The 21240-nt window shown below is 63.7% G+C and carries 28 protein-coding genes; 20 read left to right on the forward strand and 8 right to left on the reverse strand.

Annotated elements, in window-relative coordinates:
* The first annotated feature begins 193 nt into the window (after positions 1 to 193).
* The 17 genes from VWY60_RS06230 (at position 194) to cysE (ending at position 14395) form a co-directional block, all read left to right on the forward strand.
* On the forward strand, positions 194 to 1387 hold the full coding sequence (locus tag VWY60_RS06230; protein WP_416540058.1) for a phage portal protein: 1194 nt from the start codon (positions 194 to 196) through the stop codon (positions 1385 to 1387).
* Positions 1380 to 1598, forward strand: a complete 219-nt coding sequence (locus tag VWY60_RS06235) for a GTA head formation protein, RCAP_rcc01685 family (protein WP_014874871.1) — start codon at positions 1380 to 1382, stop codon at positions 1596 to 1598. The genes VWY60_RS06230 and VWY60_RS06235 overlap by 8 nt, the downstream gene beginning before the upstream one ends.
* Before the next feature lie 35 nt (positions 1599 to 1633).
* Entirely contained in the window at positions 1634 to 2242 is a 609-nt protein-coding gene (locus VWY60_RS06240) for an HK97 family phage prohead protease (protein ID WP_416540059.1), read from the forward strand.
* Positions 2243 to 2314: 72 nt separating this feature from the next.
* On the forward strand, positions 2315 to 3499 hold the full coding sequence (locus VWY60_RS06245; RefSeq protein WP_416540060.1) for a phage major capsid protein: 1185 nt from the start codon (positions 2315 to 2317) through the stop codon (positions 3497 to 3499).
* 181 nt (positions 3500 to 3680) lie between these two features.
* Positions 3681 to 4328 carry a head-tail connector protein gene (locus VWY60_RS06250; protein ID WP_340545789.1) on the forward strand — a complete coding sequence of 216 codons (648 nt, stop codon included), beginning with the start codon at positions 3681 to 3683 and terminating at the stop codon, positions 4326 to 4328.
* Complete coding sequence (locus VWY60_RS06255) at positions 4325 to 4696, forward strand: head-tail adaptor protein (protein ID WP_416540061.1); 372 nt, start codon at positions 4325 to 4327, stop codon at positions 4694 to 4696. The genes VWY60_RS06250 and VWY60_RS06255 overlap by 4 nt, the downstream gene beginning before the upstream one ends.
* On the forward strand, positions 4693 to 5100 hold the full coding sequence (locus VWY60_RS06260) for a DUF3168 domain-containing protein (protein WP_416540062.1): 408 nt from the start codon (positions 4693 to 4695) through the stop codon (positions 5098 to 5100). The genes VWY60_RS06255 and VWY60_RS06260 overlap by 4 nt, the downstream gene beginning before the upstream one ends.
* 108 nt (positions 5101 to 5208) lie before the next feature.
* Positions 5209 to 5622, forward strand: a complete 414-nt coding sequence (locus VWY60_RS06265) for a phage major tail protein, TP901-1 family (protein ID WP_061048939.1) — start codon at positions 5209 to 5211, stop codon at positions 5620 to 5622.
* An 11-nt stretch (positions 5623 to 5633) separates the two neighbouring features.
* Positions 5634 to 6026: a gene transfer agent family protein gene (locus VWY60_RS06270; protein ID WP_416540063.1), complete on the forward strand. Its 393-nt coding sequence runs from the start codon at positions 5634 to 5636 to the stop codon at positions 6024 to 6026.
* A complete protein-coding gene (locus VWY60_RS06275; RefSeq protein ID WP_260079403.1) occupies positions 6023 to 6280 on the forward strand; it encodes a rcc01693 family protein in 258 nt (85 codons plus the stop codon). Before VWY60_RS06270 ends, VWY60_RS06275 begins: the two co-directional genes overlap by 4 nt.
* Complete coding sequence (locus tag VWY60_RS06280) at positions 6273 to 6929, forward strand: phage tail tape measure protein (RefSeq protein WP_416540064.1); 657 nt, start codon at positions 6273 to 6275, stop codon at positions 6927 to 6929. The genes VWY60_RS06275 and VWY60_RS06280 overlap by 8 nt, the downstream gene beginning before the upstream one ends.
* A 15-nt stretch (positions 6930 to 6944) precedes the next feature.
* Positions 6945 to 7577 (forward strand): DUF2460 domain-containing protein, encoded by a 633-nt coding sequence (locus VWY60_RS06285; protein ID WP_260079401.1) that lies wholly within the window; start codon positions 6945 to 6947, stop codon positions 7575 to 7577.
* A complete protein-coding gene (locus tag VWY60_RS06290; protein WP_416540065.1) occupies positions 7577 to 8527 on the forward strand; it encodes a DUF2163 domain-containing protein in 951 nt (316 codons plus the stop codon). Before VWY60_RS06285 ends, VWY60_RS06290 begins: the two co-directional genes overlap by 1 nt.
* The gene (locus tag VWY60_RS06295) at positions 8524 to 8994 is read left to right on the forward strand and encodes an NlpC/P60 family protein (RefSeq protein WP_416540066.1); all 471 of its coding nucleotides are present in this window, start codon (positions 8524 to 8526) and stop codon (positions 8992 to 8994) included. The genes VWY60_RS06290 and VWY60_RS06295 overlap by 4 nt, the downstream gene beginning before the upstream one ends.
* Positions 8994 to 12971 (forward strand): baseplate multidomain protein megatron, encoded by a 3978-nt coding sequence (locus tag VWY60_RS06300; protein WP_416540067.1) that lies wholly within the window; start codon positions 8994 to 8996, stop codon positions 12969 to 12971. Before VWY60_RS06295 ends, VWY60_RS06300 begins: the two co-directional genes overlap by 1 nt.
* A gap of 12 nt (positions 12972 to 12983) precedes the next feature.
* Positions 12984 to 13280: a hypothetical protein gene (locus tag VWY60_RS06305; protein ID WP_416540068.1), complete on the forward strand. Its 297-nt coding sequence runs from the start codon at positions 12984 to 12986 to the stop codon at positions 13278 to 13280.
* A 299-nt stretch (positions 13281 to 13579) separates the two neighbouring features.
* Positions 13580 to 14395: a serine O-acetyltransferase gene (gene cysE, locus VWY60_RS06310; protein ID WP_340545780.1), complete on the forward strand. Its 816-nt coding sequence runs from the start codon at positions 13580 to 13582 to the stop codon at positions 14393 to 14395.
* A 278-nt stretch (positions 14396 to 14673) separates the two neighbouring features.
* Here cysE and VWY60_RS06315 read toward each other — a convergent pair whose 3' ends face one another.
* The 7 genes from VWY60_RS06315 to VWY60_RS06345 form a co-directional block, all read right to left on the reverse strand.
* Positions 14674 to 14841: a hypothetical protein gene (locus VWY60_RS06315; protein WP_416540069.1), complete on the reverse strand. Its 168-nt coding sequence runs from the start codon at positions 14839 to 14841 to the stop codon at positions 14674 to 14676.
* A gap of 19 nt (positions 14842 to 14860) precedes the next feature.
* On the reverse strand, positions 14861 to 15880 hold the full coding sequence (gene hflC, locus VWY60_RS06320) for a protease modulator HflC (protein WP_416540070.1): 1020 nt from the start codon (positions 15878 to 15880) through the stop codon (positions 14861 to 14863).
* Positions 15877 to 16944 carry an FtsH protease activity modulator HflK gene (hflK, locus tag VWY60_RS06325; protein WP_416540071.1) on the reverse strand — a complete coding sequence of 356 codons (1068 nt, stop codon included), beginning with the start codon at positions 16942 to 16944 and terminating at the stop codon, positions 15877 to 15879. The genes hflC and hflK overlap by 4 nt, the downstream gene beginning before the upstream one ends.
* Before the next feature lie 72 nt (positions 16945 to 17016).
* Positions 17017 to 17508, reverse strand: a complete 492-nt coding sequence (locus tag VWY60_RS06330; RefSeq protein ID WP_340545777.1) for a hypothetical protein — start codon at positions 17506 to 17508, stop codon at positions 17017 to 17019.
* 13 nt (positions 17509 to 17521) lie between these two features.
* On the reverse strand, positions 17522 to 17983 hold the full coding sequence (locus VWY60_RS06335) for a hypothetical protein (protein WP_416540072.1): 462 nt from the start codon (positions 17981 to 17983) through the stop codon (positions 17522 to 17524).
* Positions 17984 to 17991: 8 nt separating this feature from the next.
* Complete coding sequence (locus VWY60_RS06340) at positions 17992 to 18378, reverse strand: hypothetical protein (RefSeq protein ID WP_416536347.1); 387 nt, start codon at positions 18376 to 18378, stop codon at positions 17992 to 17994.
* 39 nt (positions 18379 to 18417) lie between these two features.
* On the reverse strand, positions 18418 to 18684 hold the full coding sequence (locus VWY60_RS06345) for a hypothetical protein (protein ID WP_416540073.1): 267 nt from the start codon (positions 18682 to 18684) through the stop codon (positions 18418 to 18420).
* Between the two features lie 340 nt (positions 18685 to 19024).
* On the opposite strand from VWY60_RS06345, the gene VWY60_RS06350 reads away from it, so the two are divergent.
* The 3 genes from VWY60_RS06350 to VWY60_RS06360 all read left to right on the forward strand — a co-directional run bounded on the left by VWY60_RS06350 (position 19025) and on the right by VWY60_RS06360 (position 20318).
* Positions 19025 to 19450, forward strand: coding sequence for a hypothetical protein (locus tag VWY60_RS06350; protein WP_416592472.1), 426 nt, complete (start codon positions 19025 to 19027; stop codon positions 19448 to 19450).
* On the forward strand, positions 19447 to 19833 hold the full coding sequence (locus VWY60_RS06355; RefSeq protein WP_416536350.1) for a hypothetical protein: 387 nt from the start codon (positions 19447 to 19449) through the stop codon (positions 19831 to 19833). Before VWY60_RS06350 ends, VWY60_RS06355 begins: the two co-directional genes overlap by 4 nt.
* A 296-nt stretch (positions 19834 to 20129) precedes the next feature.
* Positions 20130 to 20318: a hypothetical protein gene (locus VWY60_RS06360; protein ID WP_340545771.1), complete on the forward strand. Its 189-nt coding sequence runs from the start codon at positions 20130 to 20132 to the stop codon at positions 20316 to 20318.
* Between the two features lie 65 nt (positions 20319 to 20383).
* Here VWY60_RS06360 and VWY60_RS06365 read toward each other — a convergent pair whose 3' ends face one another.
* Positions 20384 to 21118, reverse strand: coding sequence for a Crp/Fnr family transcriptional regulator (locus tag VWY60_RS06365; protein WP_416540075.1), 735 nt, complete (start codon positions 21116 to 21118; stop codon positions 20384 to 20386).
* Positions 21119 to 21240 lie beyond the last annotated feature (122 nt).

The raw sequence follows: 21240 nt of genomic DNA on the forward strand, positions 1-21240 counted from the left end.
CGGGCCACCGGCCATCAAATCAGACGCAAAACGCCCGCAGTCCTGCGGGCGTTTTTTAGTTGGATCAAAGGTTTAGCGCAGGTGTTGCGTGCCCTGCGCGCGCCTTGCTCAAATCTTCTTCAACCCCCGCCGTCATAAAGGATCGCAGCAAACAGGGGCATGGTTCGCCCCCTTCAAGCAAAGGAGTGGCCCCATGGTCTTTGACCTTCTGCGGCGCAAGCAACAGCCCGTCGAAACCAAGGCAAGCGCCGCCGCCCGTGTGGTGGCCTGGCACGGTGGCACTGGCAGCACCGGCTGGAGCCCGCGCGACAGCAGTTCGCTGACCCGAAGCGGCTTTGTCGGCAATCCCGTGGGCTACCGTGCCGTTAAGATGATCACCGAGGCCGCCGCCGCGCTGCCGCTGGTGTTGCAGGACGGCGCACAGCGCTACGACAGCCACCCGCTGCTGACGCTGCTGGCCCGGCCCAATGCCGCCCAAGGCCGCGCTGAGCTGCTGGAAGCGCTGTTTGGCCACCTGCTGTTGTCGGGCAACGCTTATATTGAGGCGGTCTGCGATCCCGATGGTCGCGACGTATTGCCGGTCGAGCTGCATGTGCTGCGCCCTGACCGCATGACCGTGGTGCCCGGCAGCGATGGCTGGCCGATGGCCTATGACTACAGCGTGTCGGGGCGCAAACACCGCTTTGATGTGACCATGCCCTGCGCCCCGATCTGCCATCTGCGCAGCTTTCATCCGCAGGACGATCACTACGGTTTGTCGCCGATGCAGGCCGCAGCCATGGCGGTGGATGTGCATACCTCGGCCTCGCGCTGGTCCAAGGCGCTTCTGGACAATGCAGCCCGCCCCTCCGGCGCTCTGGTCTGGACCGGAAGCGATGGTCAGGGGCTGATGGCTGAGGATCAGTTTCGCCGTCTAAGTGAAGAAATCGAAATGAATTTTCAGGGCGCGCGCAACGCCGGCCGTCCAATGGTGCTGGAAGGCGGGTTGGATTGGAAACCAATGGGGTTCTCTCCATCGGATATGGAATTTCACCAGACCAAGGACGCCGCCGCGCGCGAAATTGCTCTCGCGCTTGGGGTGCCGCCAATGCTGCTGGGCCTGCCGGGCGATGCCACATATGCCAATTATCAGGAGGCCAACCGCGCCTTTTACCGGCTCACCGTGCTGCCGCTTGTGACCCGTGTCACCGCGACGCTGTCGGACTGGCTGTCGCGCTATCAGGGGGCTGCGGTCACCCTGAAACCGGACCTTGATCAGGTGCCTGCGCTGGCCTCCGAACGCGAGGCGCAGTGGCGCCGCGTGGCCGCCGCGGAGTTCCTCAGCGTGGCCGAAAAACGCAGCCTTCTGGGCCTGCCCCCGCAAGAGGAGGCGATGGCGGATGACTGAAATCCCGATACCGCCGTTTGAATGCTCACCGGGTCTGCGGCTCACCGCCCATGAGCGCATCGCCGAGATCCAGCAGGAGGCGATGAACCGGCGTCTCGACCGGCTGGAGATGATGATGGAGCGGATGGAAAAACGCCTCTGGCTCACCGTTTACGGCGTTGCCGCCGTGATCTTGGCGCAGGCCTTCCAATCCTTTCTTGTGGTTCAGTAATTGCACGAAATTCAAAGTGATAGAAGGAGAAGCTGATGCCATCTCATGCGCATCTGGAGCATAAGTTCGCGCGCTTCGGCGAGGATCTGACCATTGGCGACGAGGCCGACGATATGGTCATGATCAGCGGATATGCCAGCCTGTTTGGCTGCGTCGACGCTGGCGGTGACATGGTGCAGCCGGGGGCCTATCAGGCGTCGCTCGACCGTCTGGCGCAGGCCGGGATCGCGGTCAAGATGCTGTGGCAGCACGATCCCGCACAGCCGATCGGCGTCTGGGATGAGGTCCGCGAGGATGCCCGCGGCCTGCATGTCCGGGGCCGTATCCTGACCCGCACCCAAAAGGGCGCCGAGGCTGCGGCGCTGATCGCTGTCGGCGCATTGGATGGGCTGTCGATCGGCTACCGGACCCGCCGCGCCGTGGCGCGCAAAGGCGGCGGGCGCTCCCTGTGTGAGCTGGACCTCTGGGAGGTCTCGCTGGTGACCTTCCCGATGTTGTCCACAGCCCGCGTCAGCCCAGCCGGGGCCGCCGCCAAATCGCAGACCGCAGAGCGCGGCGCCATCGGCCCGGACGATACCCCGCAGATCTGGCGGGAGGTGATCGACCTGCTGCGCAGCGGTGCCAGCCTGACGCCGCTCGGCTGAATGCAGGCCCCGGCCTCCGCTGCGGTCGCGCCCCGCTTTTGCCTTCCTCAATCGACCCAAAAGGACAGACAGATGAGCCATCCCCAATCCCACCCGGAAGCAACGGCCCACTCCCATGCAGCCCCGCAGGAGGTCAAACAGGCCGTTGCCGACTTCGTACATGATTTCAATGGGTTCAAAGACGACATTGCCCTGAAACTGAAACAGACAGAAGAGCGTATGACCATGCTGGATCGTAAATCCCACTTTGCCAATCGTCCCCCTCTGGCCGCTGCCGAGGCAGGCGGCGCGCCTCATCAGAAAGCCTTTGATGCCTATCTGCGGTCCGGCGATGACGCCGCGCTGCGTGGCCTTGATCTTGATGCCAAGGCGATGGCCACCGCCGTCAATGGCGATGGCGGCTACCTGGTGGATCCGCAGACCTCCGATACGGTCAAATCCGTGCTGAACAGCACCGCCTCGATCCGCGCCGTCGCCTCGGTGGTGACGGTTGAGGCAACCTCCTACGATGTGCTGATCGACCATGGCGATGTCGGTCACGGCTGGGCGAATGAGACGGCGGCGGTAACCGAAACCGCAACCCCGGTGATCGACCGCATCACCATCCCGCTGCATGAGCTGAGCGCCTTGCCCAAGGCCTCGCAGCGGCTGCTGGACGACAGCGCCTTTGACATCGAGGGCTGGCTGGCTGGCCGGATCGCCGACAAGTTTTCCCGCGCCGAGGCGGCTTCCTTCATCAATGGCGATGGCAACGACAAACCGACCGGCATCCTCTACCACCCGGTGGTTGCCAATGACAGCTGGAGCTGGGGCAATCTTGGCTATGTCACCACCGGCGTGGAGGGCGATATCGGTGATGGCGATGCAATCATTGATCTGGTCTATGCGCTTGGCGCGCAGTACCGGGCCAACGCCAGCTTTGTGATGAACTCCAAAACCGCAGGCCTCCTGCGCAAGCTGAAGGATGCCGATGGCCGCTTCCTGTGGTCCGACGGGCTGGCAGCGGCGGAACCGGCGCGGCTGATGGGCTATCCGGTGGTCATTGCCGAGGACATGCCCGACGCCGGTGTGAACGGCTATGCCGTGGCCTTTGGCGATTTCGCGGCCGGCTACACCATCGCTGAACGCCCCGACCTGCGGGTGCTGCGCGATCCCTTTAGCGCCAAGCCGCATGTGCTGTTCTATGCCACCAAACGTGTCGGCGGCGATGTCAGCGATTTTGCCGCCATCAAACTGCTGAAATTCGGTCTGAGCTGACGCTTGGACCGATGGCGGACCCGGCAGCCCGGTTCCGTCTGCGGATGCGCGCCTTCAGGCCGCTGTCGTCCAGCTGCTCCCCTTCCGTCCAGCGGCAGCAGCCCGGCGCGCATCCGCCCCGACCCATCCGGCAACAGCCAGCCCGAGCAGCCCCCGAACGAACAGCCGTTGGAGTGAAGAGATGATGTTGAATGAAGTGACACCGGTGCCAGAGGCGGTTCTGCCGCAAGAGGCGTTCAAGGCGCATCTGCGTCTGGGCACCGGCTTTGACGAGGCGGGGGTGCAGGAGGCCGTGCTGATCAGCTTCCTGCGCGCTGCCATCGCGGCGATCGAGGCACGCACCGGCCGGGTGCTTCTGGCGCGGGATTTCCTGCTGACGCTCGCCGCCTGGCGGGATCCCCAGCTACAGGCGCTGCCGCTTGCACCGGTGCAGCAGATCCACTCGGTGACGCTGAGCGATGCCGCCGGGGTCGAGACCGTGCTGCCACCCGGTCGCTACCGGCTGGAACCCGACAGCCAGCAGCCCCGGCTGCGTCCGGTTGGCGGGGTGCTGCCCACAATTGCCAGCGGTGGTGCGGCGCGGATCCTGATGCGGGCGGGCATGGCCAACAGCTGGTCGGCATTGCCCGGCGATCTGGCGCAGGCGGTACTGATGCTGGCGGCGCATTACTATGAGTTTCGCGATGACACGAGGTTGCAGGGCGGCTGTATGCCCTTTGGCGTCACCAGCCTGATCGAACGCTATCGTGCGCTACGGGTGAGCCTGGGCGTCGGCGGCGGGCATGGGATCGGGTTTGGCCGCAGCTTTGGACCGGGGGCAGGCGCATGAGCCGCCGCACCACATCCCGCCCCGCTGCCCGCTCCACACCACGTCTCAACCGCTGTCTGGCGCTGGAGGATCCGCGCCGCACCTCGGATGGGGCTGGCGGGTTTCTTGAGGCATGGCAGCTGCTTGGCCACCATTGGTGCGATATGCGTGCCCTCAGTGGCCGCAGCACCGATCACTCCGGCACCAGCCTGTCACTGCAACGCTACCGCATCACCCTTAGGGCCCATCCCACCGGTAGCCCGGCGCGGCCCCGGCCGGACCAGCGGCTGCGCGATGGTGCCCGGATCTTTCGCATTGATGCGGTGGCCGAAGGCGACCCTGACGGCCGCTACCTGACCTGTTTTGCCACCGAGGAGACCACCGCATGACCTATGCCCTGGCCCTGCCGCTGCAGGAGGCGCTGTTTCAGCACCTGACCAATGACCCGGCGCTGACCACCGCGCTGAGCGGCGCCATCTATGACGCGCTGCCAGCAGGCAGCCTGCCGCAGACCTATGTGACCCTTGGCCCCGAGGAGGTGCAGGACCGCTCCGACCGCAGTGGTGCCGGCGCGCGCCACCGGGTGGAGATCACCGTCCATACCGATATTGCGGGCTTTGCCGGTGCGAAGGGCATTGCCGCCAGCATCTGCGACAGCCTCGCCAGCGCCTCGCTCAGCCTGACGCGCGGGCGACTGGTGGGCCTGTGGTTCGACCGCGCCAGCGCCAGCCGCAAACCCTCCGGCGGCCGAGAGATCCGCCTGCGCTTCACCGCGCGGCTGGAGGACAGCTGACACCCGGTCGGTTTGGCGAAAATCCAACATTAATTACAATGCGTTGCGCGGCAAGGCTGATCTGAATTGGCGCGACGTCCCATCACTCAGCAACAGGAGATCACCGCTATGAGTGTTCAAAACGGCAAGGATCTATTGGTCAAGATCGACATGACCGGCGACGGTCAGTTCGAAACCATTGCGGGGCTGCGCGCCACGCGCATCAGCTTCAACGCCGAAAGCGTCGATGTCACCAGTCTGGAAAGCCAGGGCGGCTGGCGCGAGCTGCTGTCCGGCGCGGGGGTGCGCTCGGCCAATATCTCCGGCTCCGGTATCTTTCGCGATGCCGGGACGGATGAGCGGGCGCGGCAGCTGTTCTTTGAGGGGCTGACCCCGGCGTTTCAGGTGATCATCCCCGATTTTGGCATCGTCGAAGGCCCGTTTCAGGTCACCGCCCTGGAATATGCCGGCAGCCACAATGGCGAGGCCACCTATGAGCTTGCGCTCGCCAGCGCCGGCGCGCTGGTCTTCACCGCCGTCTGAGGGGGGTGACCATGACCCCCTCGGAACAGCCAGCCCCGGCAGTTAACGCCTGTGCGGCCAATCCCTATGCCGGCGAGGTGCTGCTGGCGGTAAACGGCGATGTGCTGGCGTTAAAGCTCACCCTCGGGGCGCTGGCGGCGCTGGAAACGCGGCTCGGGACGGGATCGCTGATTGATCTGGTGACCCGGTTCGAAAGCGGCGGGTTCTCGGCGGCGGATGTGCTGGCGCTGCTGGCGGCGGGGGTGCAGGGCGGCGGCCACCGGCTCAGCGAGGCGGATCTGGCTGTTGCCGATATCGACGGCGGTCCGATGCAGGCCGCACGGGTCGCCGCACAGCTCCTGGCGCGCAGTTTTGCGCTGCCGGGAGAGGCGGGCGCGCAGCCGACCGGACCGGTGGCCCCATGACGCCCCGGCAGCACTCCACAGACAGACAGAGCACCGGCCTTGACTGGCCGGCGCTGATGCGGGCGGGGCTGGCGGGGCTGCGGCTCACGCCGGATCAGTTCTGGCGCCTCACCCCGGCGGAGCTGCGGCTGATGCTGGGGCAGGACAGCGGCGTCGCGCCGCTGGGACGGGCCGGGCTGGACCAGCTGATGCGCGCATTTCCCGATCCCGCCGCGCCGAGATCCCCAGAAACAGGAGCCGTAAGCGATGAGTGACACAGGATTGAACCATCTGGAACAGCAGGGCGAGGCGCTGAGCGACAGCCTTGGCGATGCGGCGGGCATGGCGGCCACATTCGATGCCGAACTGCGCCGGGTGCGCGCCGCCTTTGCCGCCACCGGCAAGGATGCCGAGACCCTGGAACGCGGTATGTCGAAGGGGCTGCGCCGCGCCTTTGACGGTGTTGTCTTTGACGGCATGAAGCTCTCAGATGCGCTGGATACCATGGCGCAGTCGATGATCCAGACCACCTATTCGGCGGCCATGAAACCGGTCACTTCTCATATTGGCGGGCTGCTGTCGGATGGGGTGGGCAAGCTGATGAGCGGCATTCTCCCCTTTGCCGATGGGGCGGCATTTTCACAAGGCCGGGTGATGCCCTTTGCCAAGGGGGGGATCGTCAGTGGCCCGGTGAGCTTTCCCATGCGCGGCGGCACCGGGCTGATGGGCGAGGCAGGCCCAGAGGCGATCCTGCCGCTGACCCGTGGTGCCGATGGCGCGCTTGGTGTGCGCAGCCAGGGCGGGCGAGCCACCTCGGTGGTGATGAATATCCAGACCCCCGATGTGCAGGGGTTCCAACGCAGTCAGGGCCAGATCGCCGCCCAGCTGAGCCGCGCCCTGTCGCGTGGCAATCGCAACCGCTGAGCCGGAGGACAGCAGATGAATTTTCACGAGGTCAGATTTCCCGCATCGCTGAGCTTCGGCTCAATCGGCGGACCGGAGCGGCGCACCGATGTGGTGACGCTTGCCAACGGGCATGAGGAACGCAACACCCCCTGGGCGCATTCGCGTCGCCGCTATGATGCGGGGCTGGGCCTGAGGGGGCTTGAGGATATCGAGGCGCTGATTGCCTTTTTCGAGGCGCGGCAGGGCCAGATGTACGGTTTCCGCTGGAAGGATTGGTCCGACTACAAATCCGCCCGCGCCACGCAGGAGGTGGCGTTTGGGGATCAGGTGATCGGTATCGGCGACGGGGTGCAGCAGGTGTTCCAGCTGAGCAAGACCTATCGTTCCGGCAGCTTTGCCTATCAGCGCCCGATAACGAAACCGGTGGCGGGCAGCGTGCGCATCGGGATTGAGCAGGACGCCTTGCAGGAGACGGTAGACTACACGCTCGACAGCACCCTTGGCACCATCACGCTGGCGCATCCACCGGAGGCGGGCCTGTCGGTGAAGGCGGGGTTTGAGTTCGATGTGCCGGTGCGCTTTGACACCGATCGCATTCAGACCAGCGTGGCGTCCTTTCAGGCGGGCGACGTGCCCAATGTCCCAGTGGTGGAGGTCCGGGTCTGATGGCGGGGGTAAGCGAGGCGTTTCAATCCCATGTGGCCAGCGGTCTGACCACGCTGTGTCGCTGCTGGCTGGTGACCCGCAGCGATGGCGTGCGGTTCGGCTTTACCGATCATGACCGCGACCTGCGGTTCGAAAGTGCTGCCGAGGGCGAGGCCGGTCTGCTGTTTCGCGCAGGCACCGGGCTGACCGCGCGCAGCCTGCAACAGGCCACCGGGCTGGCGGTCGACAATACCGAGGCGCTGGGTGCGCTGAGCGATGCCGCCATCCGCGAAGACGAGATCGAGGCCGGGTGCTTTGACGGCGCCGAGGTGCGCTGCTGGCTGGTGAACTGGGCCGATGTCTCGGTGCGCTGGTTGCAGTTTCGCGGCAGCTTTGGCCAGATCCGCCGTGCCGGTGGTGCCTTTGAGGCGGAGCTGCGCGGCCTGACGGAGGCGCTTAACCAGCCGATGGGGCGGATCTACCAGAAACCCTGCACGGCGGTTCTGGGCGATGGCGCCTGCCGCTTTGACATGACGACGCCGGGTTACACGCTGGAGCTGGCCGCCGAAGAGATCCGCGAGGGGCAGTATTTCGGATTTGCCGCCCTGCCGGGGTTTGAGCCGAACTGGTTCACCTCTGGCCGTCTCACGGTGATGAGCGGTGCGGCTGAGGGGCTGTGGGGCTGGATCAAGCAGGACCGCCAGCAGGTCGGGCGGCTGGGACAGGACGCAAGCGCGCCGGATCCGAACGCAGAGCACCGCCAACTGACACTCTGGGAGCCGCTGCGGGCGCAGATCCGACCCGGCGATCTACTGCATCTGGCAGCGGGCTGCGACAAGCGGCTGAAGACCTGCCGGCTGAAGTTCAACAATGGCGTCAATTTTCAGGGCTTTCCCGATATCCCCGGCGAAGACTGGGTGATGAGCGTGCCGCGCCAGAGCGGCAATAACACCGGCGGCAGCCGCAGATGAGCGGCGCGAGAGGGATATCGCGCGCCGAGCTGGTTGCGGCGGCGCGGGGCTGGCTGGGCACGCCCTATGTGCATCAGGCCGCCCGGCGCGGTGCTGGCTGCGATTGCCTCGGCCTGATCCGGGGGGTCTGGCGTGAGGTCTACGGCCAGGAGCCGGAGGCGGTGCCGGGTTATACGATGGACTGGTCCGAACCGCAGGGCGAGGAGGCGTTGTGGCAGGCGGCGCTGCGCCATCTCAGCCCCCGACCGCTGCATGAGGCGCGCGCCGGTGACGTGATCCTGTTTCGGATGCGCCGGGGGGCGGTGGCCAAACATATCGCGCTGCAAACTGAAACCGGCGCCATGCCGCGGTTCATCCATGCCTATTGCGGCCACGGTGTGGTCGAGAGCGCATTGAGCCAGCCGTGGCAACGGCGGATCGTGGCGCGGTTTTCCTTTCCTGATGTTGATGCTGATGAGGTGACGTGATGGCGACCATTCTTCTTTCTGCGGCGGGGGCGGCCCTTGGCGGCTCGGTTGGGGGGGCTGTGGCGGGTCTCTCCTCGGTAGCGATTGGCCGCGCACTTGGCGCCACCGTCGGACGCGCCATCGACAGCCGCCTGCTGGGCGCGGGCAGTGAGCCGGTGGAGACCGGCCGGGTGGAACGCTTTCGCCTGACCCATGCCAGCGATGGCCAGCCGATTGCGCAGGTTTATGGCCGGATGCGGGTGGGCGGGCAGGTGATCTGGGCGTCTCAGTTCCGCGAGACCTCCACCACTAGTGGCGGCGGCAAGGGCGGCGGTCGGCGCCAGCCCAAGGTCACCAGCTACAGCTATGATGTGTCACTTGCCGTAGCGGTCTGCGCCGGAGAGGTGGCCTCTATCGGGCGGGTCTGGGCTGATGGCGAAGAGGTCGCGCCCAAGGATCTGAACATGACCGTCTATCGCGGCACCATGGACCAGCTGCCCGATCCGGTGATCGAGGCGGTAGAGGGCACAGGCGAGGTGCCCGCCTATCGTGGCACCGCCTATGTGGTGATGGAGAACCTGGCGCTGGAGCGTTTTGGCAACCGGGTGCCGCAATTCTCGTTCGAGGTGCTGCGTGCCGAGCAACCGGCCTCCAGCACCTATGATCTGGATCTGCCGCAGCTGGTGCAGGGGGTTGCCCTGATGCCGGGGACCGGGGAATACGCGCTGGCCAGCACGCCGGTGCATTACGACCACGGGCCGGGACAGGCCAAACCCGCCAATTCGCACAGCCCCTCGGGGGAGACCGATCTGGTCACCTCGCTGACGACCCTTGGCGAGGAGCTGCCCGCCTGTGGCGCGGCCTCGCTGATTGTGTCGTGGTTTGGCAATGATCTGCGCTGTGGCGTGTGTAGCGTCAAACCGAAGGTGGAGCGCCAGCATATCGAGGGGGCGAATATGCCCTGGTCGGTGGCCGGGCTGACCCGGACGGAGGCCGAGCTGATCGCGCGGCAGGATGACAGACCCATATACGGCGGCACCCCCACCGATGCCTCGGTGATCGAGGCCATTCGCGCAATGCAGGCGCAGGGCAAGCGGGTGATGTTCTATCCGTTTATCCTGATGGATCAGATGGCGGGCAATGATCTGCCCGATCCCTGGAGCGGTGAGCCGGGTCAGGCGCATCTGCCCTGGCGCGGGCGGATCACCCTGTCGCTGGCACCGGGCCAGCCCGGCAGCCCCGATGGCACGGCTATGGCGCGGGCTGAGGTGCAGCAGTTCTTTGGCACGGCAACGGCGGCGGATTTCACTGTGGCTGACGGGAGCGTCACCTATAGCGGCCCGTTGGAGGATTGGGGGCTGCGGCGGTTCATCCTGCATAATGCCGCGCTTTGTGCGGCGGCGGGCGGGGTTGAGGCGTTCTGCATCAGCTCGGAGATGCGCGGGCTGACCCAGATCCGCGATGAGGCAGGCTTTCCTGCGGTGGCAGAGCTGCGGGCGCTGACGCAGGAGGTGCGCCAGATCCTCGGGCCGGATACCAAGATCGGCTATGCCGCCGACTGGTCGGAATACTGGGGCTACCAGAGCCCGGAGGGGGATCGCTATTTCCACCTCGATCCGCTCTGGGCGGATGAGCAGATCGATTTCATCGGCATCGACAATTACATGCCGCTGTCCGACTGGCGCGAGGGGGAGGATCATCTGGACGCCCGGGCCGGGGCGCCGGGCATCCATGATCTGGCGTATCTGCGCGCCAATATCGAGGGCGGCGAGGGCTATGACTGGTATTACCACTCGCCCGAGGCCGAGGCGGCCCAGATCCGCACGCCGATCACCGATGGCGCCTATGATGAGCCGTGGATCTGGCGCTACAAGGATCTGCGCAGCTGGTGGTCCAAACCGCATCATGACCGGATCAACGGGCAACGTGCCGCGCTGCCCACGGCATGGGAGCCGCAGAGCAAACCGATCTGGTTCACCGAACTGGGCTGTGCCGCCATCGACAAGGGCACTAACCAGCCGAACAAGTTTCTGGATCCCAAAAGCTCGGAATCCAAACTGCCGAAATTTTCCAACGGGCAGCGCGATGACATGATGCAGCTGGCCTATCTGCGCGCGTTGCTGGGCTATTGGCAGGAGGAGGGGAAAAACCCCGTCTCCGAGGTCTATGGTGGCCCGATGCTGGATATGTCGAACGCCTATGTCTGGGCCTGGGACGCGCGCCCTTTTCCGGTGTTTCCCAATGCGGTGGAGGTCTGGAGCGACGGCGAGAATTACCTGCGCGGCCATTGGCTGAACGGGCGGGTGGGGCAGCGCACGCTGGCCTCGGTGCTGGAGGAGATCTGTGCCGCCTCGGGTGTTGCGGCGATTGATGTCAGTGACCTGCCTGCGCTGGTGCGCGGCTATGCGATCAGCGATGTCGGTGAGGCCCGCGCCGCGCTGCAACCGCTGTTGCTGCGCCACGGGGTGGATGCCATCGAACGCGATGGTCTGCTGCGGTTTCGCCTGCGCAATGGGCGACAGGACGCAGCGTTGGATCTGGCGCAACTGGTTGAGGGGCAGGAGCTGGACGGGGTGCTGGAACAGACCCGCGCGCCGGAGGCCGAGCTGGCCGGACGGATGCGGCTGCGCTTTGTCGAATGGGGCGGGCGCCATGATCTGCGCGGCGAGGAGGCGGTGCTGCCCGATGAGGCGACCCATGCGGTCAGCGACAATGAGCTGCCGATGGCGCTGACCCGCGCCGAGGGGCGGCAGGTGGTGGAGCGCTGGCTGAGCGAGGCCCGCATGGCCCGCGATACCCTGCGGCTGGAGCTGCCGCCCTCCGCCATGGCGCTGGGCGCGGGCGATGTGATCCGCCTGCCGCTTGCCGGGGCAGAGGCAGGCCCGGAGGTAGGCTCAGAGACGGGTGCGGAGGTCGGCAGCGGTGCGCAGGCCCGTTACCGGATCGACCGGGTCGAGCAGGGCGCGGCGCAGCTGATCGAGGCGGTGCGGATCGAGCCGGAGAACTACCACCCGGCACCAGTGCCGGAGGAACTGCCCGGTGTCACCGCCTTTGCGGCACCGGTGCCGGTGCTGCCGCTGTTCATGGACCTGCCGCTGATTGGCGGCGATGAGGTGCCCCATGCGCCGCATCTGGCAGTGACGGCGCAGCCCTGGCCGGGGAGCGTTGCCGTATACGGCGCACAGAGTGATGCGGATTATGCACTGGAGGAGGTGCTGGCCGCCGCTTCAACCATTGCCATCACCAATACGGTGCTGCCTGCGGGCGCGCCAGGGCGCTGGGAGCGGGGCGACGATCTGGAAGTTGATATGATCTCTGGCCAATTGCAGAGCCGGGACCGGCTGGCGGTGCTGAATGGCGCCAATCTGGTGGCCATCGGCGATGGCAGCCCCGGCAATTGGGAGCTGATGCAATTTGGCGAGGCCGAGCTGATCGCACCGGGGCGCTATCTGCTGCGCGACCGGCTGCGTGGGCAGCAGGGCAGCGATGCGCGGATGCCGGTGGCCTGGCCGAAGGGCTCTTATGTGGTGGCGCTGGATGGCACGCCGCAGCAGATCACACTGGCTGCCAATCAGCGTGGCCTCAGCCGTCACTACCGTATCGGCACCGCCCGGCGCGCCTTTGATGATCCGAGCTATGTGCATCTGGAGGCGGCCTTTGCCGGTGAAGGGCTGCGCCCCTATGCGCCGGTGCATCTGCGCCAGAAAGGCGTGTTGGGCAGCGGCGCGGTCGGGCTGGACTGGATCCGCCGCAGCCGCATCGACGGCGACCGCTGGGATCTGGCGGAGATCCCGCTGGGCGAGGATCTGGAGCGCTACCGCCTGCGGATCCTGCGCGGCGGCGAGATTCTGCGCGAAGAATTGCTGGACGCTCACGGCTGGAGCTATCCGCTGGCGGCCCAGACAGCGGATGCGGTGGTGCCGGGAGATCGTATCGAGGTGGCGCAGGTCTCGGCCCGCTACGGGGCTGGTGCGGTGACCGCACTGCGGCTGGTCTGAGGCGGGGCGGGAATGCGACGGCCTATCCTGCCCGGTGATATCACCAGCACCGCCCGCGCGCTGCTGGCGGTGGCCCCGGCGCAGCGGCGCGCGCTGTGCCAGCGGATCTTTGCCGGGGCGGCGCAGGCGGTGCGCCATCTGCGCCGCCACCGGCGGCTCTGCCCGCGCTGGGGCGATGGCTCCCTGAGTGCTGCGGCGCGGAAATTCCCGCTGGCGGATGAGCCGTTTTATGACGCGCCGGACTATCTGACCTGTACCCGGCTGGTGCTGGCCGAGCTGGCGCGTCATATCAGGCATAACCCGGGCTAGCGGCTGCCGGATGCCTTGTCATGCGGCTGTTGCGGCGCCTCAACGACGCTGGCAGCGTCTGTGCCGGGCGGCCATTTGACAGCCTGTGGCACCGTCAATATCGGGCCTGCACAGCCCCTGTGCATCGGGGCACGGGAGCTGGTGCGACGGGTGATCACCAATAAAAACAACGGGCTGTCGGTGCATGACTGCGCAGCCGGGGCAAAAGATCAGCAGATCCGATGGCTCTCATCACGGATTTGCGGTTGGCCTTTTTGCGCTGGGGGAGGTACTCTGGTTGCAACACAGGAGGCAGAGCCATGCTTGAGACGCGCCAGGCCGTCAGTTCCGTTGATCCCGTCTGGGATCAGATCACCACCGAGGCGCAGGACGCCGTGCGCCGCCAGCCGCTGATGGGCGGGCTGATCCATGCCTGCATCCTGCATCATACCTCGCTTGAGAAGGCGCTGTCCTATCGCATCGCGGCGAAGCTCTGCTCCAATGAGATGTCGATGGTGATCCTGCGCGAGATCGTCGACCGGGCCTATGACGAAAACCCGGATCTGATTGCCGCCGGGCGCGCCGATCTGATGGCGGTCTATGAACGCGATCCCGCCTGCCACCGGCTGTTGCAGCCGATCCTCTATTTCAAGGGGTATCAGGCGGTTCAGGCCTATCGGGTGGCGCATTGGCTGTGGCAGCAGGGCGATTACGATCTGTCCTATTTCTTCCAGATGCGGATTTCCGAGATCTTTGGCGTTGATATCCATCCGGCGGCCAGAATTGGCCGGGGCATCATGATCGATCACGCGCATTCCATCGTCATCGGCGAGACGGCGGTGGTGGGCGACAATGTCTCCATGCTGCATTCGGTGACCCTGGGCGGCACCGGCAAGGAAGAGGAAGACCGGCACCCGAAGATCGGCAATGGCGTGCTGATCGGTGCTGGCGCCAAGGTGCTGGGCAATATCAAGGTGGGCCATTGCAGCCGTATCGCGGCAGGATCGGTAGTGCTGGCCGAGGTGCCGCCCTGCAAGACCGTTGCGGGCGTGCCGGCCAAGATTGTCGGTGAGGCCGGCTGCGACCAGCCGTCGGTCAGCATGAACCAGGTGCTGGGCGGCGACAAGCCGCAGTAGGCCGCGCCGCTTTGCAGGTCTGGGCATGGCGGGCGGTGCGCGTGCCGCCATCGGTGCATTTGTGAGTATTTTTGGAAAGATGACGATGGAGAGGGGCAGCGCTGGCGGCCCCTTTTTTGGTGGGGTGTGGGAGGTGCGAATGTTGCCGGTCGGGTAAGTCGCTGTCACAGCCCGGAGCAGACTTGCTGCGATGCGGCGGCAGGGCTGCAGCGAAACTTTATCGGGGCGCTTCTGCCAGACGACGTTAAGCTGCCCAACGTAGGCATGGCCGCCTCATGTCAGCTAGAGGCCGGTTTGGCGAGACGTTTCATTTCAAGTTCTTCCTGCCGCAGGCGGAGTTTTCTCTGGTCGGCTTTGAAATCCTTAAGGGCATGCCGCCGGATATCGGTCGCAATCTGGCCTTCGGCGCTTCGCCTTGCGTCTAAATCCACCGGTTTTTCCGTCATCTCTTTGTCCTCTAATACATCAGCGTTCGGCCGCGGCCGTCAGGCCGGGGGCGGGAGGAGGCGTGCTCCCAGTCGGCTCCCCGGTCTCCATTCCTCTCAGAAACCTGAAAAGTTCGCTGTCCGTTGTCAGAACCAGCGTCGTTCCCCCTGAAATCATGTCCTTGTAGGCCTGCATTGTCCGGGTGAACGCATAGAATTCGGCTGCTTGGGCGTCGGTGTTGTAGGCTTTTGCGTAGATCGCAGCCGCCGAGGCGTCAGCCACGCCGCGGATTTCCTCGACGGCGCGATACGCTTCGGACTGTATCTTGTTCAGGTCGCGCACCCGGTTGCCGCGGATCCGAGCGGCTTCGCCATTGCCCTCGGAAAGAAAACGTTCAGCGATTTGGCGCCGCTCTGAGATCATGCGGTCGTAGATCTTCGGACGCACACTCTCGTTGTAATTGATCCTTTTGAAACGGATATCGAGAAGCTCGATCCCAAAAACGCGAACCTTCTCTGAGGCGGCTGCGAATATCTCCTGTTCTACAAGTGCGCGGCCCTTCTGGATAGGAACCAGAGAACCTATGTCCTGCGCGCGCTCCTCATCGGTCAGAAGCGTGTCCCGCAGCGGGGTCCGGCCCTTCGTGGTCCGGATAATCTCTATCAGCTCGTGTTTGGCGACAGCATTGCGGGTTTCGCTGCCGAGAATATCGTCTAGACGGGATTGCGCGCTGCGCTCATCGCGCAGCCGCAGAAAATACTGCAACGGGTCGGTGATTTTCCAGCGGGCGAACAGATCGACGGATATGTAGAGCTTGTCCTTGGTGGGCATGTCAGAAGGATTGCCGTCCCACTCAAGAACCCGGCGGTCGATCCGGTTGACGTCCTGAACGATAGGCAGCTTCAGCTTTAATCCAGCCGTTATGACTGGTTCGCCCACAGGTTTACCGAATTGGGTGATAATGGCCTGCTCGACTTCACCAACTGTGTAGAGGGAACCGGAGGCAATCACGCCGGCAGCAACCGCAATCCCTGCGAAGAGCCCCAATCTGATGTTCATGACGGATCCTCCTGAAGCCTGTCGAGGTTCAAAAGCGGCAGGATGCTCGCAGTCGATCCGTCGACAATGATTTTTGACAGGATGCTGGGCAGAACATCCTGGAGGGTTTCTATGTATATCCGCCGCCTCGTGACCTCAGGCGCCTTGACGTATTCGGCCAAAAGCGCGGTGAACCGTGCTGCGTCGCCTTCCGCCTCGTTGACGCGTTTCAGGCGATAACCGTCAGCCTCGCGGATCCGCTGATCTTTCTCGCCTTCGGCCAGCGGAATGACTTTGTTGTATTCGCGGCGCGCCTCATTGATCAGGCGCTCCTTTTCCTGCTGTGCTTGGTTGACCTCATTGAACGACGCCTGAACCGGTCCCGGCGGGTTGATGTTCTTCAGCTGCACCTGGTCGATGCTGATACCCATGGCGTATTTCGTGGACAGAGCCTGCATCTTGAGAAGCGCCTCGCTCTCGATCTCCTGACGGCCGATGGTGATGACCTCGTCAACGGTGCGGTCGCCAACAACCTCTCGCATCACGGACTCAGAGACGTAGCGCAAAGTCGCGCTTGGCTCGCGTACCTCGAACAGGAATTTCAGGGGGTCAGAGATCCGGTACTGCACCACCCATTCCACGAGCGCGGCATTCAGATCTCCCGTGACCATTTCGGTTTCGCGTCGGCCGTCTGACGGGCTCTGAAAGGGATCACTCCGGCCCGGCGTTGTGAACCCGAATTCCTGCTTCAGCTGCCGTTTCACGGGCACCAGCGTAGCAACGTCGATGCCAAGCGGGAATTTGAAATGCAGGCCAGGCGGAACCTCAGCAGTGTATCTGCCAAAACGCTGGACAACGGCGACAGAGTCGCTCGGGACTGTGTAATATGAAGACCAGGCCGCAACCGCTGCCAAGACTATCGCTCCTGCGACCAGTATGCCCTTCACAGGGGGCCGCCCATCAGGGAGCAATCCGCCCAGCCGGTCGCGGCCTTCACGAAGAATTTCGTCGATATCGGGCGGATTGCGCTTCTGTCTGCTTTGCCATGGCCCACGGTCTTCCGGGCCGCCGTTCTGGTCGGGCATATTGTTTCCTCTCCTGGTCTCTCAAACCGGCATCCGATACAGACCTTTGACGCCAAGGCGCCTGCGCGCGGCTTATTCCCTCTGTGTCGGCATTCCTTCGTTCTCCGCGGCCTGGATTGGTGAATTTTCCGTTGGCAATTCACCCGCTATAGCCGCATCCGGCGCCTCTTTGTGCGCCTGAGATGCGCCCCCGCCCGAGTAAAGGTTCCGCAGCTGAGTTTCGGAGACCCCGTCGGCCACCATCACCAGCCGGACCATCGGGTCAGAAAGCATTTCTTCCAGGAAATATTCGGCCAGTTCTTTTCCGGTGAGCTTGTCCTTTGCCAGGGCGTCATCGAGGTCGGCCAGCGAAACGGTCAAGGTTCTCGCCAGCCCGGGGTGGAATTCCCTGGGATGCAACTTCACGGCGACAGAAGCTCTCCAAGTCTCAGGCTGCAGGCTGTCGGGAGGTGAACACAGTTCCGTTTCAATGTCATATTCTCCGGCAGGGAGCGTTTCGCTGAAGCCCGGAACGTTGAACGGCCGGGCAAAGACCGCAATGGATTTTCTAACTGCCTCGTTCATGGGTGGGGTCCTCTCATCGAAGCGACAAGCGGGCCAAGGCTGCGGCTACTGACGCAGTGCCCTTGTCGTGGTAGTCCCCGTGGAAAACACCGTCCACCTTGACCTCCCAGATTCCATTCCTCTTCCGGGCACGAACGCGCTCCGCCTTCGCAGTTGGACGATAGGGGTGTGTCGAAATATGGATATCTTCCGGTTTGTGCAGTGGCTTATCGAGCACGCTGGAGCTTGCGGCCTTTGGCAAATGCGGTTCTCCAAGAGCCATTACGGTGCGAATGAATTCCTCTGCATAATCATCCGCGTTTCGGTGGTCATGCTCATGCCTCACCATGGCCATTGGCTCAACAAAACGCTTCTTAAGGTGTTCAAGGAAACGCGGTTCCGTGCGGGACATGTAAGCAATGAGCGACTGGAGAATCCGTTCATGGGCCAGAACGCGCCGTTCAAGATCTGTCATTTCAGGCAGAGATGGTAACATGGCACTGTTCATCCTTCATTGATCGTGTTTTCCGGGCGCTCCGACGACTTTTCGACGTCAAGGGCCGCAAGACAGGCCTGCGCAATGTCCCGGTCCGGAAACTCGGTTCCCGGGACGGTCGCCCAACCGGCTTTCATGAGGGCATCCCGCTGCCGGTAGGTAGCAACGGCCCTGATCGCTGCCAGCTTTGCGTCGCGTTCCGCATCGGTTCGGGCCATGTCCAGACAGACCGGGACCAAAGCCGTGACTACATTGTTGCGGGACATGGTCACGGCCATGCCGTGTGACGTTCCGCCGGTTACCCAGCCGCCCCAGGTAAATCCGCCGATGCCTAATAATGCGCCACCTATCACGGCGCCGTAGAGGCCGGGTTTAAGCCATTCGGGAGTGTACATTGTGAATCCTCCAGCGGGGAAAGCGCCGCCTCGCTATCTTCAAGTGTTGCGTTTCGGGTCTTGGCCGAGCGCTGCTTCCAGGTCGGTCCAGGTAATTGGCCGCAACTCTGTCCGGCCCGGCAAACGCCCCTTGCCGTGGATGGTCAGGTAAATCGCCGTTCTGCGGTAAGCCGTGAAACTCAGCCCTTCGATAAGCTCCTCCTCGACCAGCACTTCGTATTCGCCGGAAGGCAGTTCGTCCGGATATCCGGGCAAGGTAAAAGGCTGCGGGAAAGTCACGGTGGATCTGATTGATCGCCAGGCCATCACCGGTCTCCGCGATATGTGCATGTCTGCCGCGCTGCCTTGGCTGCAGCATCCCGGTTGCCGAGAGGCAGCCAAACTTTGCGGCGCTCCTACATTACCCCGGAACCGGGCGGTGCGTGCTGACCCATGTTAGCGCCGCTGGGGTCCTGACCGCTCTGGCATACGCGGACCAAACCTTCGGCTAGACTTCAGAGGACTGGAGACCGGCTGATCTGCGTCAGCGCGTGCGTCGGGCAATGCGGGTATGATCGGAGTTATCCGAAGCGTGTTACCCGGCAGGCGGCAGCCCGGTTCTTCGGGAACAGCCGCTTCCCGATCCGAACACCGAAAAAGGGAGGATATGCCGATGCCAGCCGCTGGCATTCTTCAACCCCACAGCCCTGAGTTTGACCGCTTTTTACAAGCCTTCGTTGGCGAGGACCGGAATGGCAATGCAGTTACGGTTCTATCGGCCCTCGCGCGGCTTGAGCTCGAACCTTGGGAGGAGGCAGCCGCGCTTGCCGCGTTGGAGAAAGAGGTCGCAGGCTCGCGACTGGAGATGCTGCTGTCGCAATTCCGCGACGTGCCCGCACTCAAGCAGGATAGCGGAACGCTCGCGCGGAAACTGACCCGCCTTCTCCCCAAACATCGCAAGCGCTTGATGGCTGTTTCTGGCGCCGCAGAAAACGGGCCGACGAATTTGTCTGGGTTGATCTGGGCGGTACTGGCGATCCTCTTTCTGATTTTGCAGTTAATACTCACAGGCACTCCGGGGACGGGCCAATGATGTCAGGCAAAACACGGGACGGCGACCGCAGTGATGGTAAGGACTATGCGGTGCTATGGGATCTGGAAGAGCGGTGCTGGACCAGCGGCGCGGACAGCGCCCGCACCGTGACTGCAAAAAATGCAGTGATGATACTTCCCTATCCGCCGGGCATTCTTCAGGGCGGGCAGATCCTGGAGCATGTGAAGAAAAACACGGGCTGGCGAACCGTGGAAATGAAAGACCGCAGCCAAATCAGGCAAGGGGCCGTTGCTGTGCTCGCCTACCGCGTATTCGCGGAGAAGTCAGGCTTGCCAATCTATGAGGCGCTCTGCGCGTCCACATATCTGCTGGACAACGGCCGGTGGCTGCGGCTGTCACATCAGCAAACCCCCACCACCTGATGCCAGCGGGATGAACCCTCACCTTGGGGCGATATCTTTAACGCACTTCTCGGCATGTGAAACGGCTCCCGAGCTCTTCGTTCAAAGATCATCAGCCAGAAGATGCGGACCCGCCCCAAGCTAACCTGCATCAGTGCTGCGGAGCAGAGAAGATGGGTACATGGCTGCGTGCCTGCCGAATCTCCGGCGGCACTCATTTCCGAGCAGCAGAGAAGCACGGGATGCGTGCGGTTCCTCAAATGGACTGCATTGCACTGCGTGCCCTATTCTCGGAATGTCCAAGAAAGGACAATCCAATGACACCCGAACAGACCAATGCCGCCGAGAAGATGACCTCGGTCAAAGCAGCCTGTGACAAGGCAATCGCCGGCCCCAAAAAAGACCGGGCTGTGAAGCACTACCAGGCGGCCGAGAAGGCGCATGCGGCGAAGAACCACGCCGAAACGAACAAGGAACTGGACGCGGCTAAAAAAGCGCTTTCGTGATACTCCTTTGCTTTAAATGAAGATCGGGCCGCCCCAGGTTGTTCCGGGGGGAGGGGCGGCCTTTTTCATTTCAAGAGCGGGCCGGTCTGATCCAGATACGCCGGATCGAACCCCGAAAACTCTACCAGCCCGTCATAATTGCCGAACGTTACACGGCCGTCCCGAAATGTCAGCAGGCCGCGTTCGCGAAGCTGCCGCAAGACACGGTTCACATGGACGGCGCTTAGGCCGAGCGCGTCAGCAAGATGATACTGTGTCAAAGGGCAGGCGTAGCCTTTCTTGCTCCCCATTCCGACCAGCTTCAGCCTTGCCCCCAATTCCAGCAGAAAATGCGCCATGCGTGCATCCGCAGCGCGGCGGCCAACTCCTACGAGATGCTCGACCACCATGGCTTCGTCCCGTGATGCCGCCCAGAGAATTGCTGCCGCGAGGCGAGGCGTCTTCTCGAAGGCTTCCAGAAGGTCGTCCGCAAAGACCTCTGCCGCCTGAATATCCGTGACCGGCTCGAAGCTATGGTCGGACGTGCGCAGCAGCACGCTGCGCAATCCAATAAAGTCCCCCGGTATCTGGAAATCCACGATCTGGCGGGTTCCGTCCGGCTGAAGCTTGTAGGAACATACCCAACCGGCGGCCAGAATATAAGCGGCCTGATCCGACTGCCCCTGATGCACGAGATCACGCCCCGCCAAAAAGGACCGGCGGCGCAGATGCAAACGCTTCAAGACGCCCAATTCATCTTCAGACAATGCGACGAAGACTTGCAGCTTCCGTGTAAGCGGGCTTTCTAAGATATCCGTCATCGGGGCCTCTCAAGCTGGAAAGAAACTCCAGACGCAATCGCGCACAGACTGCTTTCGGTTAGCCCAGCATACCATTTTTCTGCGAAGATGGTTGGGACAAGCGAGGCCAGTCTGCTGCGCGA

The sequence above is a fragment of the Phaeobacter sp. JH20_26 genome (genome assembly GCF_048056275.1).
Taxonomy (GTDB): Bacteria; Pseudomonadota; Alphaproteobacteria; order Rhodobacterales; family Rhodobacteraceae; genus Phaeobacter; species Phaeobacter bryozoorum.

Bases quoted from the DNA above. Each gene is read 5' to 3' on its own strand.
- VWY60_RS06230 (WP_416540058.1), top strand. From the start codon at position 194: ATGGTCTTTGACCTTCTGCGGCGCAAGCAACAGCCCGTCGAAACCAAG.
- VWY60_RS06235 (WP_014874871.1), top strand. From the start codon at position 1,380: ATGACTGAAATCCCGATACCGCCGTTTGAATGCTCACCGGGTCTGCGG.
- VWY60_RS06240 (WP_416540059.1), top strand. From the start codon at position 1,634: ATGCCATCTCATGCGCATCTGGAGCATAAGTTCGCGCGCTTCGGCGAG.
- VWY60_RS06245 (WP_416540060.1), top strand. From the start codon at position 2,315: ATGAGCCATCCCCAATCCCACCCGGAAGCAACGGCCCACTCCCATGCA.
- VWY60_RS06250 (WP_340545789.1), top strand. From the start codon at position 3,681: ATGATGTTGAATGAAGTGACACCGGTGCCAGAGGCGGTTCTGCCGCAA.
- VWY60_RS06255 (WP_416540061.1), top strand. From the start codon at position 4,325: ATGAGCCGCCGCACCACATCCCGCCCCGCTGCCCGCTCCACACCACGT.
- VWY60_RS06260 (WP_416540062.1), top strand. From the start codon at position 4,693: ATGACCTATGCCCTGGCCCTGCCGCTGCAGGAGGCGCTGTTTCAGCAC.
- VWY60_RS06265 (WP_061048939.1), top strand. From the start codon at position 5,209: ATGAGTGTTCAAAACGGCAAGGATCTATTGGTCAAGATCGACATGACC.
- VWY60_RS06270 (WP_416540063.1), top strand. From the start codon at position 5,634: ATGACCCCCTCGGAACAGCCAGCCCCGGCAGTTAACGCCTGTGCGGCC.
- VWY60_RS06275 (WP_260079403.1), top strand. From the start codon at position 6,023: ATGACGCCCCGGCAGCACTCCACAGACAGACAGAGCACCGGCCTTGAC.
- VWY60_RS06280 (WP_416540064.1), top strand. From the start codon at position 6,273: ATGAGTGACACAGGATTGAACCATCTGGAACAGCAGGGCGAGGCGCTG.
- VWY60_RS06285 (WP_260079401.1), top strand. From the start codon at position 6,945: ATGAATTTTCACGAGGTCAGATTTCCCGCATCGCTGAGCTTCGGCTCA.
- VWY60_RS06290 (WP_416540065.1), top strand. From the start codon at position 7,577: ATGGCGGGGGTAAGCGAGGCGTTTCAATCCCATGTGGCCAGCGGTCTG.
- VWY60_RS06295 (WP_416540066.1), top strand. From the start codon at position 8,524: ATGAGCGGCGCGAGAGGGATATCGCGCGCCGAGCTGGTTGCGGCGGCG.
- VWY60_RS06300 (WP_416540067.1), top strand. From the start codon at position 8,994: ATGGCGACCATTCTTCTTTCTGCGGCGGGGGCGGCCCTTGGCGGCTCG.
- VWY60_RS06305 (WP_416540068.1), top strand. From the start codon at position 12,984: ATGCGACGGCCTATCCTGCCCGGTGATATCACCAGCACCGCCCGCGCG.
- cysE (WP_340545780.1), top strand. From the start codon at position 13,580: ATGCTTGAGACGCGCCAGGCCGTCAGTTCCGTTGATCCCGTCTGGGAT.
- VWY60_RS06315 (WP_416540069.1), bottom strand. From the start codon at position 14,841: ATGACGGAAAAACCGGTGGATTTAGACGCAAGGCGAAGCGCCGAAGGC.
- hflC (WP_416540070.1), bottom strand. From the start codon at position 15,880: ATGAACATCAGATTGGGGCTCTTCGCAGGGATTGCGGTTGCTGCCGGC.
- hflK (WP_416540071.1), bottom strand. From the start codon at position 16,944: ATGCCCGACCAGAACGGCGGCCCGGAAGACCGTGGGCCATGGCAAAGC.
- VWY60_RS06330 (WP_340545777.1), bottom strand. From the start codon at position 17,508: ATGAACGAGGCAGTTAGAAAATCCATTGCGGTCTTTGCCCGGCCGTTC.
- VWY60_RS06335 (WP_416540072.1), bottom strand. From the start codon at position 17,983: ATGTTACCATCTCTGCCTGAAATGACAGATCTTGAACGGCGCGTTCTG.
- VWY60_RS06340 (WP_416536347.1), bottom strand. From the start codon at position 18,378: ATGTACACTCCCGAATGGCTTAAACCCGGCCTCTACGGCGCCGTGATA.
- VWY60_RS06345 (WP_416540073.1), bottom strand. From the start codon at position 18,684: ATGGCCTGGCGATCAATCAGATCCACCGTGACTTTCCCGCAGCCTTTT.
- VWY60_RS06350 (WP_416592472.1), top strand. From the start codon at position 19,025: ATGCCGATGCCAGCCGCTGGCATTCTTCAACCCCACAGCCCTGAGTTT.
- VWY60_RS06355 (WP_416536350.1), top strand. From the start codon at position 19,447: ATGATGTCAGGCAAAACACGGGACGGCGACCGCAGTGATGGTAAGGAC.
- VWY60_RS06360 (WP_340545771.1), top strand. From the start codon at position 20,130: ATGACACCCGAACAGACCAATGCCGCCGAGAAGATGACCTCGGTCAAA.
- VWY60_RS06365 (WP_416540075.1), bottom strand. From the start codon at position 21,118: ATGACGGATATCTTAGAAAGCCCGCTTACACGGAAGCTGCAAGTCTTC.